This window comes from Aphanothece hegewaldii CCALA 016, from assembly GCF_003007785.1.
GTDB classification, from domain to species: domain Bacteria; phylum Cyanobacteriota; class Cyanobacteriia; order Cyanobacteriales; family Microcystaceae; genus Chroococcus; species Chroococcus hegewaldii.
The window spans coordinates 122,724-138,079 of the sequence record NZ_PXOH01000001.1 but is presented as its reverse complement, the minus strand read 5'-3'; the positions used below and the strand labels follow the sequence as shown (position 1 = coordinate 138,079).

General features: G+C 36.8%; 18 protein-coding genes. 9 read left to right on the top strand and 9 right to left on the bottom strand.

Annotated elements, in window-relative coordinates:
* The first annotated feature begins 109 nt into the window (after window positions 1–109).
* The 4 genes from C7H19_RS00615 (at window position 110) to C7H19_RS27140 (ending at window position 3,710) form a co-directional block, all read left to right on the top strand.
* Window positions 110–1,177 (top strand): ATP-binding protein, encoded by a 1,068-nt coding sequence (locus C7H19_RS00615; protein ID WP_106454945.1) that lies wholly within the window; start codon window positions 110–112, stop codon window positions 1,175–1,177.
* Between the two features lie 44 nt (window positions 1,178–1,221).
* A complete protein-coding gene (locus tag C7H19_RS00610) occupies window positions 1,222–2,361 on the top strand; it encodes an anhydro-N-acetylmuramic acid kinase (RefSeq protein ID WP_106454944.1) in 1,140 nt (379 codons plus the stop codon).
* 97 nt (window positions 2,362–2,458) lie between these two features.
* Window positions 2,459–3,478 carry an RNA-guided endonuclease TnpB family protein gene (locus tag C7H19_RS00605; protein WP_219907548.1) on the top strand — a complete coding sequence of 340 codons (1,020 nt, stop codon included), beginning with the start codon at window positions 2,459–2,461 and terminating at the stop codon, window positions 3,476–3,478.
* The gene (locus tag C7H19_RS27140) at window positions 3,363–3,710 is read left to right on the top strand and encodes a zinc ribbon domain-containing protein (protein ID WP_425428850.1); all 348 of its coding nucleotides are present in this window, start codon (window positions 3,363–3,365) and stop codon (window positions 3,708–3,710) included. The genes C7H19_RS00605 and C7H19_RS27140 overlap by 116 nt, the downstream gene beginning before the upstream one ends.
* On the opposite strand, the gene C7H19_RS00600 is transcribed toward C7H19_RS27140, so the two are convergent.
* On the bottom strand, window positions 3,601–3,972 hold the full coding sequence (locus tag C7H19_RS00600; protein WP_106454943.1) for a HepT-like ribonuclease domain-containing protein: 372 nt from the start codon (window positions 3,970–3,972) through the stop codon (window positions 3,601–3,603). The genes C7H19_RS27140 and C7H19_RS00600 overlap by 110 nt on opposite strands.
* The gene (locus C7H19_RS00595; protein WP_106454942.1) at window positions 3,962–4,252 is read right to left on the bottom strand and encodes a nucleotidyltransferase family protein; all 291 of its coding nucleotides are present in this window, start codon (window positions 4,250–4,252) and stop codon (window positions 3,962–3,964) included. Before C7H19_RS00595 ends, C7H19_RS00600 begins: the two co-directional genes overlap by 11 nt.
* A 186-nt stretch (window positions 4,253–4,438) precedes the next feature.
* On the opposite strand from C7H19_RS00595, the gene C7H19_RS00590 reads away from it, so the two are divergent.
* Both C7H19_RS00590 and C7H19_RS27135 read left to right on the top strand, forming a co-directional pair.
* Window positions 4,439–5,119 carry a potassium channel family protein gene (locus C7H19_RS00590; protein ID WP_106454941.1) on the top strand — a complete coding sequence of 227 codons (681 nt, stop codon included), beginning with the start codon at window positions 4,439–4,441 and terminating at the stop codon, window positions 5,117–5,119.
* A gap of 388 nt (window positions 5,120–5,507) precedes the next feature.
* Window positions 5,508–5,795 carry a formylglycine-generating enzyme family protein gene (locus C7H19_RS27135; protein ID WP_245927198.1) on the top strand — a complete coding sequence of 96 codons (288 nt, stop codon included), beginning with the start codon at window positions 5,508–5,510 and terminating at the stop codon, window positions 5,793–5,795.
* 285 nt (window positions 5,796–6,080) lie between these two features.
* Here the strand turns inward: C7H19_RS27135 and C7H19_RS00580 are convergent, their stop codons facing one another.
* Window positions 6,081–7,634, bottom strand: a complete 1,554-nt coding sequence (locus C7H19_RS00580; RefSeq protein ID WP_106454940.1) for a cation:proton antiporter — start codon at window positions 7,632–7,634, stop codon at window positions 6,081–6,083.
* Between the two features lie 5 nt (window positions 7,635–7,639).
* On the bottom strand, window positions 7,640–7,975 hold the full coding sequence (locus C7H19_RS00575; RefSeq protein ID WP_106454939.1) for a hypothetical protein: 336 nt from the start codon (window positions 7,973–7,975) through the stop codon (window positions 7,640–7,642).
* Window positions 7,976–8,088: 113 nt separating this feature from the next.
* Between C7H19_RS00575 and C7H19_RS00570 the strand changes: the two genes are divergently transcribed.
* On the top strand, window positions 8,089–8,661 hold the full coding sequence (locus C7H19_RS00570) for a DUF3124 domain-containing protein (protein ID WP_106454938.1): 573 nt from the start codon (window positions 8,089–8,091) through the stop codon (window positions 8,659–8,661).
* Window position 8,662: 1 nt separating this feature from the next.
* A complete protein-coding gene (locus C7H19_RS00565; protein WP_106454937.1) occupies window positions 8,663–9,244 on the top strand; it encodes a putative antibiotic biosynthesis monooxygenase in 582 nt (193 codons plus the stop codon).
* Window positions 9,245–9,266: 22 nt separating this feature from the next.
* Here the strand turns inward: C7H19_RS00565 and C7H19_RS00560 are convergent, their stop codons facing one another.
* From C7H19_RS00560 to C7H19_RS00545, 4 genes are all read right to left on the bottom strand, one after another.
* Window positions 9,267–9,965 carry a hypothetical protein gene (locus C7H19_RS00560; RefSeq protein ID WP_106454936.1) on the bottom strand — a complete coding sequence of 233 codons (699 nt, stop codon included), beginning with the start codon at window positions 9,963–9,965 and terminating at the stop codon, window positions 9,267–9,269.
* Window positions 9,940–10,422, bottom strand: coding sequence for a hypothetical protein (locus C7H19_RS00555; RefSeq protein ID WP_106454935.1), 483 nt, complete (start codon window positions 10,420–10,422; stop codon window positions 9,940–9,942). The genes C7H19_RS00560 and C7H19_RS00555 overlap by 26 nt, the downstream gene beginning before the upstream one ends.
* A gap of 5 nt (window positions 10,423–10,427) precedes the next feature.
* Window positions 10,428–11,837, bottom strand: a complete 1,410-nt coding sequence (locus C7H19_RS00550) for a MotA/TolQ/ExbB proton channel family protein (protein WP_106454934.1) — start codon at window positions 11,835–11,837, stop codon at window positions 10,428–10,430.
* Between the two features lie 84 nt (window positions 11,838–11,921).
* Window positions 11,922–12,137, bottom strand: coding sequence for a hypothetical protein (locus tag C7H19_RS00545; protein WP_106454933.1), 216 nt, complete (start codon window positions 12,135–12,137; stop codon window positions 11,922–11,924).
* Window positions 12,138–12,373: 236 nt separating this feature from the next.
* Between C7H19_RS00545 and C7H19_RS00540 the strand changes: the two genes are divergently transcribed.
* Window positions 12,374–14,950: a type I secretion system permease/ATPase gene (locus C7H19_RS00540; RefSeq protein ID WP_106454932.1), complete on the top strand. Its 2,577-nt coding sequence runs from the start codon at window positions 12,374–12,376 to the stop codon at window positions 14,948–14,950.
* Here the strand turns inward: C7H19_RS00540 and C7H19_RS00535 are convergent.
* The gene (locus C7H19_RS00535; protein ID WP_106454931.1) at window positions 14,947–15,132 is read right to left on the bottom strand and encodes a hypothetical protein; all 186 of its coding nucleotides are present in this window, start codon (window positions 15,130–15,132) and stop codon (window positions 14,947–14,949) included. The two genes, C7H19_RS00540 and C7H19_RS00535, sit on opposite strands and share 4 nt — an antisense overlap.
* Between the last annotated feature and the right edge of the window lie 224 nt (window positions 15,133–15,356).

Genomic DNA, 15,356 nt, shown 5'->3' with positions numbered 1-15,356 from the left:
TTTATTTTTAGCACTATTTAATAGTTTTATAGCGAAAGCAAGCATTAAAAATAGTAATTTGAACAATCGACACTGTTCTATAGTATTTTAGGAAAAATAGTTCTAAAAGATGGTAATATCACCAACGAGCAACCGTTACGCTAAAAACATGACCTTTACTGAGTTCACTTCTCCCTTAAACCTTTTCGGGCGACAATTACAGTTTCAGCAAATGACAGAAGCACTAACACGCGATCAAGATATTTTGTTGGTTGGAGTACCGGGGAGTGGACGACGTACCTTAGCCCGACGCGCTGTCAATGCGGTGGGAACACTGGGAATTGAGATTGATTGCATCCGAGCGATCGATAGTAGACGGTTTGTTCAATTACTGTATGAAGGTATAGTGCGAGCCAGTCAAGAATTAGAAATGAGCGATATTATCCCTAAAATACAACTTAACGAGGATATTTGGTTATCTTTTACTACCATACTAAATTTATTGCAACATATCGCCGTTTCTATTCCTCGTCCTGTGGTATTAATCTTGCATGGATTTCCCCATATTCGAGCGTGGGATCGTCAGGGAAAATGGGAAACTTATCTCAGGGAAGAAATCAAACGTCACACGGTAGTAAGTTATGTTTTAATTGCTACGATCGCTGAAACCAGTCATCCGAGTGAGGAAATCAGCAAGAATTTAGAAATAATTACCCTTGACCCCTTGACAAATAATGTAGTAGGTGCATGGGCAGGAGAGGTTTTAAACAGGGAGGGTTTAAGCTTTGATCCACGTTCTAATGCTTTACAAACCTTTCTCAACGCGGTAAGAGGACATATGGGGGACGCAACGGCGTTAATACGACGTTTACAAAGGGAACCCTCTAAAAATCTGATTGGAAATCAAGAGATTAATCAAGCCATTCAAGAATTGTTAGAAGATCTTGGTACTACCTTTGAATCTTTATTAATGTTACTTCCTCCCACGCAAGTACAATTATTAGAAAGTCTTGTCCTCGACCCCACCGATAAACCGCAAAGTCGCGTTTACATTGATAAACATTCTCTTTGTCGCGGAGGGAGTTTACAAGGTGCATTGAGTGGTTTACAGAATAAAGGCTTAATTTACGGGCCAGAGTTAGGCTATCGGTTAGCCCTTCCCCTGTTTGACCTCTGGATTCATCAACGTTTACAATAAGTCGATTAATCGGCTAATAATATTTTTAGGATATTGAAAACTAAATGTATTGTATCGGTTTAATAAGTGGCACGTCCGTCGATGGAATTGATGCAGCGTTTGTAGAGATTACTGGGAATGGTTTTGATTTACAAGTTGATTTGTTGCAAGGTGAAACTTATCCCTATTCACCTCAACTCAGAGACAAGATTTTAGCCGTCTGTGCAGGGCATCCCATTTCAATGATAGAATTTGCTGAGTTAGATGATGCGATCGCCGTAGAATTCGCCACCGCCGCGCAAAAAATCCAAACAGGATACCCCGCAGAAATCATCGGATCTCATGGTCAAACGGTCTTTCACCGCCCTCCAACTCAGAATATGGGGTACACCCTACAATTAGGAAGAGGGGCGTTAATTGCCCATTTAACAGGCATTCAGACCGTTAGTAATTTTCGTGTTGCAGATATGGCCGCAGGGGGACAAGGTGCGCCTTTAGTCTCTAAAATAGATGTCTGTCTACTTTCTCATCCCACCTTACACCGATGTATTCAAAATATCGGCGGTATTGGGAATGTGACTTATTTACCCCCGCGTAACGTCCCTCATTGGGAAACCCTCGCTTATGGATGGGATACAGGGCCTGGAAATGTTTTAATTGATTTAGCCATCCAAAAACTGACGCAAGGAAAACAAACCTATGATGCTGATGGACAATGGGCTAGACTTGGCAAACCGTGCGATGAATTAGTTCAAAATTGGCTAAATGATGAGTATTTTCAGATCCATCCGCCAAAATCAACAGGACGCGAGTTATTTAGTCCATCATACTTAGAATCTTGTTGGAAATCTGCACAGCCTTATAATTTAAGTATATCTGACTGGTTAGCGACTTTAACTGAATTTACCGTTGCTTCCATTGCCTTGAATTATCGTCAATTTTTACCCCAAATGTCCGATGAAGTTTTAGTATGCGGGGGAGGTAGTCGAAATTCTTATCTAAAAGAACGATTACAATACAGATTAGGCGAAAAATGTCAAGTGTTAACTACTGATGATGTAGGATTGAATAGTGATTTTAAAGAAGCGATCGCATTTGCCGTATTAGCTTATTGGCGACTCCATGACTTTTCAGGTAATTTACCTCATGTTACTGGAGCCAAACAAGATATGTTATTAGGTGAAATTCATACACCAATTTTGTAATTATTCTTGATGTATGAGCGTCGCACACTCGTGTATTTATACATGAGTTATACGCTTTCACTTCTGGTATAATATTAACAGTAACAGCATTTTTTCTATGCAAAAAGCTTTTAAAGTCAGATTACAACCAAACCAAAAACAGCAAACCCAAATTAATAAGACAATGGGGTGTGCTAGGTTTGTCTATAATCGCTTTTTGGCTTTGCGAAAAGAACTTTATGAGACGGAAAAGAAAACTTTAAATTACAACGGTTGTAGTCAACAGTTAACTTTGCTTAAAAAAGAGTTAACTTGGTTGGGTGAAGTAGATAAGTTTGCTTTACAAAATTCTTTAAAGAACTTAGAGACAGCTTACAAAAACTTTTTTGAAGGTTTAAAAAAAACAGCTAAAAAAATCGGTTTTCCTAAGTTTAAGAAGAAGCACGGTTTTAAGCAATCATACAAAACTAATTTCACCAACAATAATATCGAGATTAAGGAACAATATTTAAAGCTACCTAAACTGGGTTGGGTTAAGTTCAACAAATCTCAAGAAATCACGGGAAAGCTTATTAATGTGACCGTCTCTCATACGAAAGATGGTCATTATATGGCTAGTATCTTATGTGAAACCGAGATAGATAAACATCCTGACTCAACAAAAGAGTTAGGCTTAGACTTAGGACTAAAAAGTTATGTTATCACCCATACTGGAGAAGAAATTGAGAATCCAAAATACTACAGAAAGCATCTAAAAAAGCTCAAAAAAGCTCACAAGAATCTTTCTAAAAAGCAAAAAGGTAGCAGTAACCGAGTCAAAGCGAAAATCAAGTTAGCTCGGTTATCTGCTCAAGTTACCAATCTTAGAGATGACTTTCTGCATAAGTTATCTACTCGTCTAATCAAAGAATACGGAATCATTTGTATTGAAGATCTTAGAGTGCAAAACATGGTTAAGAATCACAAATTAGCACAGAGCATCCAAGATGCCTCATGGTCTAAGTTTGTGTCGATGTTAGAGTATAAAGCTAACTGGCGATCTGCGAATAATACAGAAAGTTTCTCCCTTTTTCCCTTCGAGCCAAACTTGTTCATGCTGTGGTTTTGTCAATTCTTTGGTCAAGGATTTAAGTGTTAGAGAATGGGTTTGTCCATCATGTAATACTAATCATTTAAGAGACAAAAACGCAGCGACCAATATCTTAAAAGAAGGGATAAGAATTCTAACAAGGGGCTGTGGCAGCGACCTGCGCGCCGCCTTTATAAGCCCCGCCGCCGTTGGTGCGACGGAGGTTGTAAAAAACGCCTGTGGAGAGAAGGTAAGACTTGGGGCAACTCAAGCACTTGTCGGTGAAGCAGGAATCTCGTGACTTTAGTCATGAGAGGTTCAAGAGCAATTACATTTCTCATATCCCCCATGAGTCGCCAAGGTATCTCACAGAAGTAAGATTGAATTTCAGGAGGAATGCTAATAGCCGCTTCACCAATGACGATAAAATCATAGAGAACTGCTTTAATAAGAGTTTCATTGCTTTCAAAATATTCAAAATTGATACTTTTAGTTTTTTCTTGAATACTATGAATAGCGTCGAGAATATCTTGAACTCTTAATTTCCAATTTCTAGATGACACAGATTGTATCCTTCATGACAGATTCTTTAAGCGGTTCTCGTAAAGAGTCTTTTGTGCCTAAATCCACTTTACAACCTAATATGTCTTCTAAATAATATTTCAGTTGAATTAACTCAAAAAAACCCGCATCATTGGAGAATTCTACCATAAAATCTACATCACTGGTCACAGTTGCTTGATTACGAGCTACAGAACCAAATAAATCCAAAGATTTTACCCCTAAACGTCTTAGTGTGTCTTGATGTTCCGTAACAATTAATAAAACTTTTTCTAATTCCACAAAATTTTCCTCAAACTACAGGAAAAGAGTAATATAGTTCATCATATCTAGAAAACTGAGCGATCGCGCATTTGTAGTTTTAGCATACTGACAATTGTCTCAATTTCTAGATCATTTACTCCACATCATCAGAGCTAAACAAGATATGTTATAGATAAAATCTATTTACCTATTTTCTAAAAATTTATGTATATTCTCATTGGTGGCGCGGGTTTAGTCGGATTAAATCTAGCTCAAAAATTAGTAGAATTAGGGCATACTGTCGCTGTGATCGATATTGATGCAAATGCTTGTCGTTATGCGCGTGAACAAGTCGGAGTAATGGCGTTTGAAGGAAGTGCGGTTAGTACAGAAACACTCATCGAAGCAGGTATTAGAAAAGCCGATTCACTTGCTGCTGTTTTACGGAATGATGCGCTAAATCTTGCTTTAGTGACACTCGCTAAACATTATGGTGTCCCTCATATTATCTCTCGAATGCGTCATAGTGACTTTACTCAACCGTTGCGAATTGCTGGGGCTAATCATATTATTAGCACAATTGAATTAGCCGTATCAACGATGGTTAATGCGATCGAATATCCTCAAGTTGAATCAATGATGCACTTTGAACAGGGACAAATTGAGGTATTAAAGTTACCAATTCCCTACAATTGTAATGTAGCAGGTCGTAGCGTTGCTGATATTGCTCAAGATCCCAAGTTTCCCAGTGGTTCACTAATTATCGGCTATCAAGCACATCCTCACGAAGATTTGATTATTCCCAATGGTAGTACGATTTTAGAAGAAGGTTCTACAGTTTTGATTGTTACTAAACCCAATTCTTTACACCAAGTCGTCGATTTTATGGAAGAATGTCGCTGTTAGACGCTACTTTTGAAATTATGAAAGCCAAATTGGGAACTATTAAAGAAATAGATTGAGGCAAGGTTGAATGGGTTTAGGTAAATGGTTAGGTTCTTTTGCAAACGCAATACATCCCATCGTCGGTTCTGTTGTAAAATTTGGAATGGATTTGTTACAACCAGAACCTTCTATAACTGAAACGCAAAAAGACAATTCATCCTGAGGCACAATGGGAATAAGCTTGTCGTGCGGGAACAACTACGCCCTTTTATTTTGGCGAGACAATAACCACAGAATTAGCTAACTATAATGGCAGCAACTTTACTTATGCAAGTGAAAAAAAGGAGTCTTTCAAGCGGAAACTACCTTAATAGATCAATTTCCACCTAATGCTTTTGGACTATACGATATGCACGGAAATGTCGCGGAATGGTGCGCTGATCCTTTTTATCGTAACTATGATGGTGCGCCATGCGATGGAAGTGTTTGGGATAAGCAAAATAAGAAGAAGAATTTTTATCAAGACATTTTAAGCAATATAAATGTACTAATTAAAGCGAGTGAACCCCGTGTCATTCGCGGGGGAAGTTGGATTAGTCCTCCTAAGAATTGCCGTTCCGCTTATCGCTCCTCCTACTATCCTGGCAGTAACAGTTACAATGGGTTAGTCGGTTTGCGCGTGGTTTGTAGTGTATAATCTGCCAGTCAGGGATTAAAATCCCTGTCTCAAAGCATAAGTCGGTTAAAACCGACTACATCATAAGAAGGATAGTCCATTTTAATGAGGGGCTGTCTGGGCGACCTGCGCGCCCAGCTTGTAATCCCCGTAGGACTTTAGCTATTAGACAGAGAATTTATTCTCTGACAGTATTGATGTTCTAATAATTACCGAAATAATTATTCATCCTCCATTAAGTTGCTTTTTAAATAAGCCTAAAAAGCTTTTTCATATTCTACCCATCGCTAAACCAATAGAAATTTTCTAATCATCTTCTAAACTGAGTAACTGTTCATCAATCTTTCTCATTCGTTCTTTAGCCACTTCCTCAGACAAAATACGTTTACGCAGTGCTTCAGTGAGTGAACCTTTTTCGGCTAAAAGTAAACGACGACGTAGACTATCGAATTTTGATAGATCCCCACTTTTGAGATCAAATTCATCGGGACGACGATTATAGTATTCTCTCAGCGATTTTTCTGCACTGGCAATTTTTACCTGATAAGATGCCCGCATTTCCTCATAAATTCCTCTAGAAAGAATTCCTGTTTTTAATAAATTATCTAATTCTTCTTGTGCTGCTTTAGAAGTCATTAACTGTGCTTGCCATTCTTCAACTTGTTGTCGAGAATTAGAAAGACGAGAAAGATTTAACTTTTTGACTAACCAAGGTAAACTTGTTCCTTGTACGACTAAAGAGAGTAAAACGGCACCGAAAATTAAAGAAATTAACTGCGATCGCTCTCCAATTGTCGCGGGTATACTTAGAGCGAGAGCCATTGAAAGTGATCCTTTAATATTACCCACAAATAGGACGTGTTGCCAGCGTATCGGTACAGGACGATCAAAGCGAGGAACCAGTGCAAGAACGGAATACACTGAGATAAGACGGCCGATTTGATAAGCAATAATAGCGAGTAAAACAGCAGGTAAAGTCTGCCAAAGTGTGCCTAATTTGACTTCGATTCCAATCAGCAAGAAAATAAAACTATTGACCCCAAAACTAGCCGACTCCCAAAAGCTTAATAAAGTTAAACGAGTCGAAGCGGAAATATTACCCGATAAACCAATATTCCCAACAATTAAACCCGCAACAACTACCGCAACAACACCCGAAACGTGTAAAATATGACCCAGTTGAAAAGCACCTAAAGCTATGGCTATCGTTAATAAAATACTACTCAAAGGTTCATCAGAACGGATAAATAAACCTGTACTTAAATAACCTAAAGCTATCCCGACTAAAGTTCCACCAATAATAACCAGTAATAATTCTTGTACACCTTCAACAATCGTAATTGAACCCGCGTCGTGTACTTTTAAAATCAAGCTAAATAAAACCAGTGCAACCCCATCATTAAATAGGCTCTCTCCCTCAACAATGGTCGTCAGACGCGAGGGAACGGAAATTTCTTTAAAAACAGCAATCATTGAAACTGTGTCTGTAATGGCTAAAATTACCCCGGCTAACAGCGCGGCAATCCAACCTAAACCTAAACCCCATTTTAAGATCATGGCTGTAATTCCTGATGCTAGAAGTACGCCGGGGCCTGCGAGTAATGCGATCGGTTTTACGGTACTGCGAAGACGACTTACATCTGTATTAATCGAGGCTTCAAAAACTAAAATCGGTAAGAATACATTGAGGATTAAAGAATCATTTAAACCCAACTTTTGTGGTAACAATTCAGCGATCGCTAAACCCGCTAAAACCAAACCAGCAACATAAGGAATACGAAGTCGTTGCGATAATAAAGCAACACCCGTAGCAACTAATAGAAGAATAATGAGATTTGTGACTAATTCCGAAACATTCATTATTTTTATAGACGCTCTTCAAGTCGGCTCAAAAGTTCGAGCATTCTTGCTTGTCTTTCGTCAATCTGTTCTAAATGTTGGTAATAATCTGATTGAATCTCCCAGAACGTCGCTTGAGCAGCAGCTAACCTCGTCATAGCTTCATACAAGCGATTTCGAGCTATCCTCCCTTCATTAGTCAATGCTTCAATTGAGCGAGCATTAGAATCAGTTCTCTGTCTAGTTTCTGCTAAAGCTTCCAGAATTTTATCAGTTCCGTGTCTAGTTTCTGCTAACCCTTCTAAAATTTTTTCGGCTAATGCTTCTAGTCGATCTAATCTACTTTTTTCGTCGTTGCTCATTGTAACCTCAAATTGTCTCGAAAATTTTATATTGTTCTAACCTGTAATCTACTCTAAATTGAGTTTTGTGGCAAAATCAAGTTATCAATTCAATAATAAGGCCATTTTCTCTCATGAAGAGATATTTTTACTGGGTTATCATAATTTTTGTCGTTTTCCTGACATCATGTGAAGCGGAGACAACAAAACAATCATCACAAACCTCACCGATCGCACAAGCTAGTAATGCTACAACTAATCCCGATAATCGTGTTTCTCAAGCTATTGGAAAAATAGCCACAGGAGAGACGATTTATGTACCGATTTATCCGAAGATTTATCATTTAGAAAATCAAACTTTAGACCTAACATCAACTTTAACGATTCGTAATATAGATTTAGAAAATCCAATCATTTTAACCTCAGTTCGTTACTATGATAGTACTGGAAAATTAGTTAAACAATATATAGATTGTGCTAAAAGACTAGATCCTTTAGCATCCCTCGATTTTTTAGCAACAAAAACTCAACCAACTAAAAGTATTGGAACCAGTTTTATTGTCGAATGGGTAGCCGAAAAAAACGTGAATCCGCCAATTCTTGAAAGTGTCATGCTCAGTACAGTTTCTACTCAAGGAATTTCTTTTACAAGTGTTGGTCGTGTCATTCAAAACCCAAACCCCGCATCTGTTAAACTGTGTCAATAATATGAATAAATCAGATGAACTTTTTGATCCCCCTGTAACCGTTTCCATTACTCGACGGGTTAAACCCGGTTGTGAGAAAGCATTTGAGGAGTTTGTATCAGGAATTACGGCAGCAGCAATGACCTTTGAGGGACATTTAGGAGCAACGATTATTCGTCCGTCTAATCCTGCTATTCCAGAATACCGCGTTATTTTTAAATTTGATCGTCGTAGTAATTTAGAAAAGTGGGAAAACTCAGAATGTCGTCGTCAATGGTTAGCAAGAGAAAAAGTTTTAATTGTTGGTTCTCCTGTTAGAGAAGTTCTCACTGGTTTAGAAACGTGGTTTACTCTTCCTGCATATCAAGAAATTATTCCACCTCCGCGTTATAAGATGGCTGCAATTACATTTATTGCTATTTTTCCTCTGATTAAAATTGTCAGTTATTCTTTTAAACCTGTTTTAGTTTCTTTACCCAGTCTTTTACAAGAAATGATGGCTACAGGATTAATTGTTTTACTGATGACTTATGTCGTGATGCCTAGAATGACGCGACTTTTTGCCTTTTGGTTATATCCCTATAGTCGAAAATCACGTCGGTAAAAATTTGGAATAAACTAATAATTTATTGTACTCCGATCGCACGACCACTAGAACCAAAAACAATGGGTGATTCTTGGGGATGAGGTTCCCAACCTACATCGAATCCTTTATCCCAAGCTTGTTTTCTTGCCGCCCGAAAAGTCGCAAAACTATCAGGACGAACAATAAAAGCAAGATATTCTGTTTGAGGATTCATCGATTTTAGTAAATTAGTAAAATTAGAATCTTTTTGTTTCAATTCATCCATTGAATCGCCAATTTTTTCAGATTTCGGGACATATAAAAGTGAATCTTGGCCAACAAACCGAACCTGATAAAATTTTGTTTCTGTTTGAAAGCTTTTAATTTGCTCAACCATTATTTGTCTACAGCTTTCATATTCCTGTAACTGAAATAAATAGTCTTGATAGGAAGATTCATCAATTGCTGATGGGGGTTTTGGTTCATTACACGAGGGTAAATTTTCTAAAACTTGTGACAGTTGACTATTGACTAATTTATCATCTATGTAAGCAACTCTATTATGATTAATTTCAAAAAAATGAGGTTGTTTTTGACTTTTTTTAACTAAAGGAGTTTTGACAATAGCCCCAGTTTGCACAGTAATTAAAGTAATAAATAAACTGACAAACATCAAAACACCAACAGTATTTGTTAATATATCCAAAAATGAATCTAAATTTTGTGTTGGTAAATTATTTTTTCGGCTTCGTCTTCTCATCTTTTTCGGTCTCAATTTTTATTTTCCAATTTTGATCAATCGGTTCATAACCAATATCAATACCTTGTTTTTCAATTAATCCTCGTACTTCCTGAAATGTTTCTATTCCATCAGGACGTATGGCAACAATTAAATACTCTTTATCTCGATTTTGTTTGATAGTAAGCAGTAATTCTAATAGTGTATCAGAAATATTCAAATATTGTTTAGGTATAAATTTTTCTTCAGGATAAATAACTATTCCATCTTGACGACATTCGAGATAACGTGGAGTTTTAGCAGCATTTTCTCCTGTTTCCGATTTAGCTATAATAGTAATCGCTTGTTGTTCACCTAATAGTTGAGTCGTTAAAACAATAATTAATAAAATTAGTGTGCCAATTGTACAAGCAAGAACAGAAAGAAAGGGAAATAATTCTACTTCTGTCGCTGGAGGAGAAAAAGAACGCCGTCGCATAATGGTTATTCCTCATCCATAAAAGTAACAATTCTCGGTTTACTAAGTTTATCTAAACTGGGTTTAATTTGGTCTAAATTATCTTTAATTTCTGTTAAAACTTTTTCTGCTTCTAAAACCTCTACTAAAGAATTATTTAAGTTTTGTAATCCTTCTTTAATCTGATTAATTTCTGTCATTTTCAGTGTTGCTTGTTCTAAAGAATTAAGTCTATTTTCTAGTAAATTGGCTGTATTTTCCAAGCTTTTACTAATTTTTTCGGCTTCTTTAAACATATTTTGTGCCGTCTCTAGATTACTTGAGCGAATCAATTCGATAATATTTTCTAAATTAGAAAGTAAAGTAACCTGATTTTTTTGTTGTTCATCTATAGAAGCTGCGAACTGATTTCTATCTTGTAAATTTATTTGGTTAATTTGTTCAATTTGTTGAATCCAACTAGAACTTAAATTTTGTAATTTACCGAGTTCATTAATAAAATTCTGAGTAAATTGTGTAACCGCTTGTTGAGCGTATTGATGTGCGGGTTCAATGAGAGATTCTGGCGATGGTAAATGTTCTTTTAAAGCTTCTGAAATTGTTTGATTAATTGTTGTATTATCTAATAAATTTTCTTGCTTTTCTCCAAAGTTTGCTAAAAGTCGATCATGAATAAAAATATCTATAGTCAGTAATAATCGTGCTTCATAACGTTCCACTAAAACCAGAGGAATCATTACTAAAATACTGAGTAACAAGGCTAAAAGTGTGGTATCAAAAGCAATTGCTAAACCTGTTGTAACAGTACCAATTCCTTTTTTTATTTGTTCAATATCTCCAGCTTTATCTAAAAGCCCAGAAAATCCATTAACAGCTTCACTAATACCAAAAACTGTACCAATAAATCCTAATAAAGGAATTGCCCATACTAAAATTCTTGGAAAAGCATAGGAACTTTCAGAAGAACTTAGATAAAATGAAGAATCATCAAGTGCTATTTCTGAGGCAGATTTCCGACTTCCTGACTGAAAATATGCCGCAATAACCCGACTACAACGAGTAGCTAATAAACTATTAGAACGAGCTAAGTTTTTTTGTAAACTGAGTAAATCTCGATTTTGTGGATCATTAAATAAATTTGGGATATCAGGTACTAAATTTTGTTGTAAGAAAGAGCGTTCTTTTCTAACTTTAATCCACTTCGTCACTGTTAGAGTTATAACGATCGCACTAAACCAAACCGCTAAATATTGAGTCCAGCCTCTATCGTATAATATAATACCTAAAAATGAATCCCTAAAGGGTAATACTAAAACATATATTATTAAAGTAAGGATTAAAGCGATCGCAATAATCAAACCAAAATTAACATCTAGTTTTTTACGCTCATCATCACTCGTAGCCCAGGGATTTAATCCCCCATTTTTTCGCTTCATTTGACTGAATAAATAATGAATTAAACAAATAATACTAGAAAACCCGCATGGGCGGGCTTAAAACTAAGTAAGAATTATAATTATTTAATAACTATCGTCTTTTTGGACTGTTTTTGATGTTAAGAACTGATTAGCAGCAACCAAAGAATCAGCAACAGCAGTGCGATCGGGTAATGCGATCGTGGGAGTTGCTAAAATTTCTTGTGCTTCTTGGCGATAGGTCGCCCCTGTAACTAAATCGACTTGATCAATTGTTTCTAGGTTGTTACACACTTTATTAATGGCTATAGAATCAGGCACTTGTTAGCCCTCCTATCTCGCTTCTATCTTTATTTTAAACAATAAAATTTGTAAATTTCCAAAAATGCTACTCAAAAATGTCATAAAATTATTAATATATTATGCTTAGGTCTGTCCCAAAGTTTAAGAATTCTCATCGCCTCACCTGAAAGCGTCCTAAAGCAGGGACAATATAATAAAGTGCTATTGAATACGTTTGGTGGCAATGCTTCTAAAGCCAACCAGTTATATTAATAATGACTAGCAAAAACGTTAATTCTGCCTCACCCTTCAAACAAGAAGATTCATCTAATCTAACACTCGACTGGGAAAAACCGCCCCTAGCTTGGCTAAGTTCATCTCAACAACTACAATTTAATCAAAACGCGCAAGTTTATCGATATAAATTGGGCGAAAAGATTTGGGGTTCCGATGAATCCTCAGATAATCTCACTGGATATTTTTTAATTATCGAAGGAAAAGTACGTCTCAGACAAGAAGACTCAACACAAACAATTGCTACTTTGGGCGCGGAAAATTGGTTTGGAGATTGGATAAAAACGGAGATCCCTCTAAAAGTAGTTGCAGCGAGTAAAACCGTTGAAGTCATCCGATGGGATAGTACCCTATGGAATGCCATCACCTCCGCAACTATCCAACAATTTTGGAGTCAACAGCAAACTCGACTGATACCCCACACCGTCGAAACCTCGAAAACAGTATCGGGTTATCCTTTTATTTCGAGTCAGAATACGGGCGCAGCTTGTCTGACGATGGCTGCCTATTATCTGCAACTTCCCGCCCAGTTAGATTGGATACAACGGCGTTTACGCGGACAAAAACCAAGTCAAATCATCGAAACTGGCGAAAAAATCGGCTTACAACTGAGAAAACTACAACTAACTTGGCATGATTTAAAACAGTTACAGTTTCCTGCATTACTCCACTGGCATAATGAATCATGGATTATTGTCTATGGAATTAGAGGAAATCGTCTCATTATTGCAAATCCGCTTAATTTAGATAATACCTGCGAAAGCATCTCCAAAAATCTTGTCGAAGCGTCGTGGGATGGCAAATTATGGCAGATTGAACCGATACAAAAGCAAGAACGTTTTAACCTCACTTGGTTTTTGCCGGCGGTTTGGCAATATCGCAACCTACTCATTGAAGTTCTTTTAGCCTCATTTACGCTACAAATTTTGGGTTTAGGAACACCGATTATTACCCAAGTTATTATTGATAAAGTCATGGTACAACAGAGTATACCGACTCTCGATGTCATGGCTGTTGCTTTACTCGGTATTGCTATTTTTGAGGCTGTTTTAGGGATTCTCCGCTTATTTATTTTCACTCATACGGCGCGTCGTCTCGATTTACGGCTATCTTCTCAGCTATTTCGCCATTTAATGCGTCTTCCTTTAGCCTATTTTGAAAATCGTCGGGTAGGAGATACCGTAGCCAGAGTTCAAGAATTAGAAAATATTCGAGAATTTATTACGGGAACTGCAATGACAGTCATTCTCGATAGCATTTTTGCCGGTGTTTATCTAGCAATTATGTTTTATTACAATACTAAATTAACTTGGATTGCTTTAGCTGTTTTACCGTTATTTGCATTAATGACTTTATCCGCTACCCCGATTTTAAGACATTGGTTAAACGAAACTTTTAACCGTAGCGCAGACAGCCAATCTTTTTTAGTCGAAACAATCACAGGAATTCAATCTATTAAAGGTCATGCAGCCGAAAATACAACGAGAGAACGCTGGGAAGGATTATTCGCTCGTTTTATTCGGACAGGTTTTAAAGCATCAACGACATCGAATATTAGTAATAATATTGCGGGTTTCTTGACCAGTTTTTCTAACCTTCTAATCCTTTGGTTTGGAGCAAAATTAGTTATAGATCAAAAATTGACGGTAGGTCAACTTGTGGCTTTTCAAATGTTATCTGGACGGGTGACAGGGCCAATCTTAAGATTAGTGCAATTATGGCAAAATTTACAACAAGTTGTACTATCAGTCGATCGCATTGGTGATATTCTCAATGTATCTCCTGAAGCTGAACCCGGTACAGGTTTAGTTTTACCACCCTTGCAAGGTGAAATTATTTTTGAGCAAGTTATTTTCCGCTACCAACCCGCTCAAGAACCGATTTTACGCGGTATTTCTTTTGCTACAAAACCTGGAATGTTTGTCGGAATTGTCGGGAGAAGTGGTTCAGGAAAAAGTACTTTATCTAAGTTAATACAACGATTATACTCGATAGAATCAGGACGTATTCTGCTCGATAGTTTTGATCTAAATAGTGTAGATTTAGGCTCTTTGCGTCAACAAATTAGTGTAGTTTTACAAGAAGATTATTTATTTAATGGCACGATTTTAGAAAATATTTCTCTCAATAATCCAGATATCACAGATGAGCAAATTGTAGAAGCGGCTAAATTAGCAGTTGCTCACGATTTTATCTGTAATTTACCCTATGGATATGACACAAAAGTCGGTGAAAGAGGTGTCGCTTTATCAGGGGGACAACGACAACGAATTACACTCGCTCGTCTATTTATTTCACAAGCACCAATCCTGATTTTAGATGAAGCAACAACTGGATTAGATGCAGAAACCGAGCAACAAGTCTTACAAAATTTACAAAACTTTTCAGAAAATCGCACCGTTTTTATGATTGCCCATCGCTTTGAACCCCTGCAAAAAGCCGATTTAGTTTTAGTATTAGAAAAAGGAATTTTAGTAGAACAGGGAACCCACTTAGAATTATTACAAAAACGCGGTTTATATTGGTCACTCTATCAACGCCAGCAGAGTAGTTTTTAATTGGTATTATTGTATTTTTTTAGTAAACGTTCTCGCTTTTGCTGGCGTGCTTCTGCTTCTATCATGGCGATTAACTCATCTAATTGTAAATTATAGAGATCAAGTTGACGGTTTGTTTCTCGTAAGCGTTCTAAGCATTTTTTACGAGATTCTTCATCAGGTATTTGTCTTTGTTGAGTCATGGTAGATTTGGAAAATACTATCAGAGAATAAATTCTCTGCCTCAAAGCAGAAGTCGGTTTAAACCGACTAATTCTATACAGTTTAGTCCATTTCAATGGACTTGCGCTATGAGACAGGGAATAAATTCCCTGATGAACTGATATTCATTCCAATTATATAAATAATTATTCATTTTCTATTATTCCCTTTATAGCCTTTGCAACTTAAGTTAACACTAATATAT

Excerpts from the sequence above, each read along its gene's own strand:
- C7H19_RS00615 (WP_106454945.1), top strand. The coding sequence starts at position 110 with ATGGTAATATCACCAACGAGCAACCGTTACGCTAAAAACATGACCTTT.
- C7H19_RS00610 (WP_106454944.1), top strand. The coding sequence starts at position 1,222 with ATGTATTGTATCGGTTTAATAAGTGGCACGTCCGTCGATGGAATTGAT.
- C7H19_RS00605 (WP_219907548.1), top strand. The coding sequence starts at position 2,459 with ATGCAAAAAGCTTTTAAAGTCAGATTACAACCAAACCAAAAACAGCAA.
- C7H19_RS00590 (WP_106454941.1), top strand. The coding sequence starts at position 4,439 with ATGTATATTCTCATTGGTGGCGCGGGTTTAGTCGGATTAAATCTAGCT.
- C7H19_RS27135 (WP_245927198.1), top strand. The coding sequence starts at position 5,508 with ATGCACGGAAATGTCGCGGAATGGTGCGCTGATCCTTTTTATCGTAAC.
- C7H19_RS00580 (WP_106454940.1), bottom strand. The coding sequence starts at position 7,634 with ATGAATGTTTCGGAATTAGTCACAAATCTCATTATTCTTCTATTAGTT.
- C7H19_RS00575 (WP_106454939.1), bottom strand. The coding sequence starts at position 7,975 with ATGAGCAACGACGAAAAAAGTAGATTAGATCGACTAGAAGCATTAGCC.
- C7H19_RS00570 (WP_106454938.1), top strand. The coding sequence starts at position 8,089 with ATGAAGAGATATTTTTACTGGGTTATCATAATTTTTGTCGTTTTCCTG.
- C7H19_RS00565 (WP_106454937.1), top strand. The coding sequence starts at position 8,663 with ATGAATAAATCAGATGAACTTTTTGATCCCCCTGTAACCGTTTCCATT.
- C7H19_RS00560 (WP_106454936.1), bottom strand. The coding sequence starts at position 9,965 with ATGAGAAGACGAAGCCGAAAAAATAATTTACCAACACAAAATTTAGAT.
- C7H19_RS00555 (WP_106454935.1), bottom strand. The coding sequence starts at position 10,422 with ATGCGACGGCGTTCTTTTTCTCCTCCAGCGACAGAAGTAGAATTATTT.
- C7H19_RS00550 (WP_106454934.1), bottom strand. The coding sequence starts at position 11,837 with ATGAAGCGAAAAAATGGGGGATTAAATCCCTGGGCTACGAGTGATGAT.
- C7H19_RS00540 (WP_106454932.1), top strand. The coding sequence starts at position 12,374 with ATGACTAGCAAAAACGTTAATTCTGCCTCACCCTTCAAACAAGAAGAT.
- C7H19_RS00535 (WP_106454931.1), bottom strand. The coding sequence starts at position 15,132 with ATGACTCAACAAAGACAAATACCTGATGAAGAATCTCGTAAAAAATGC.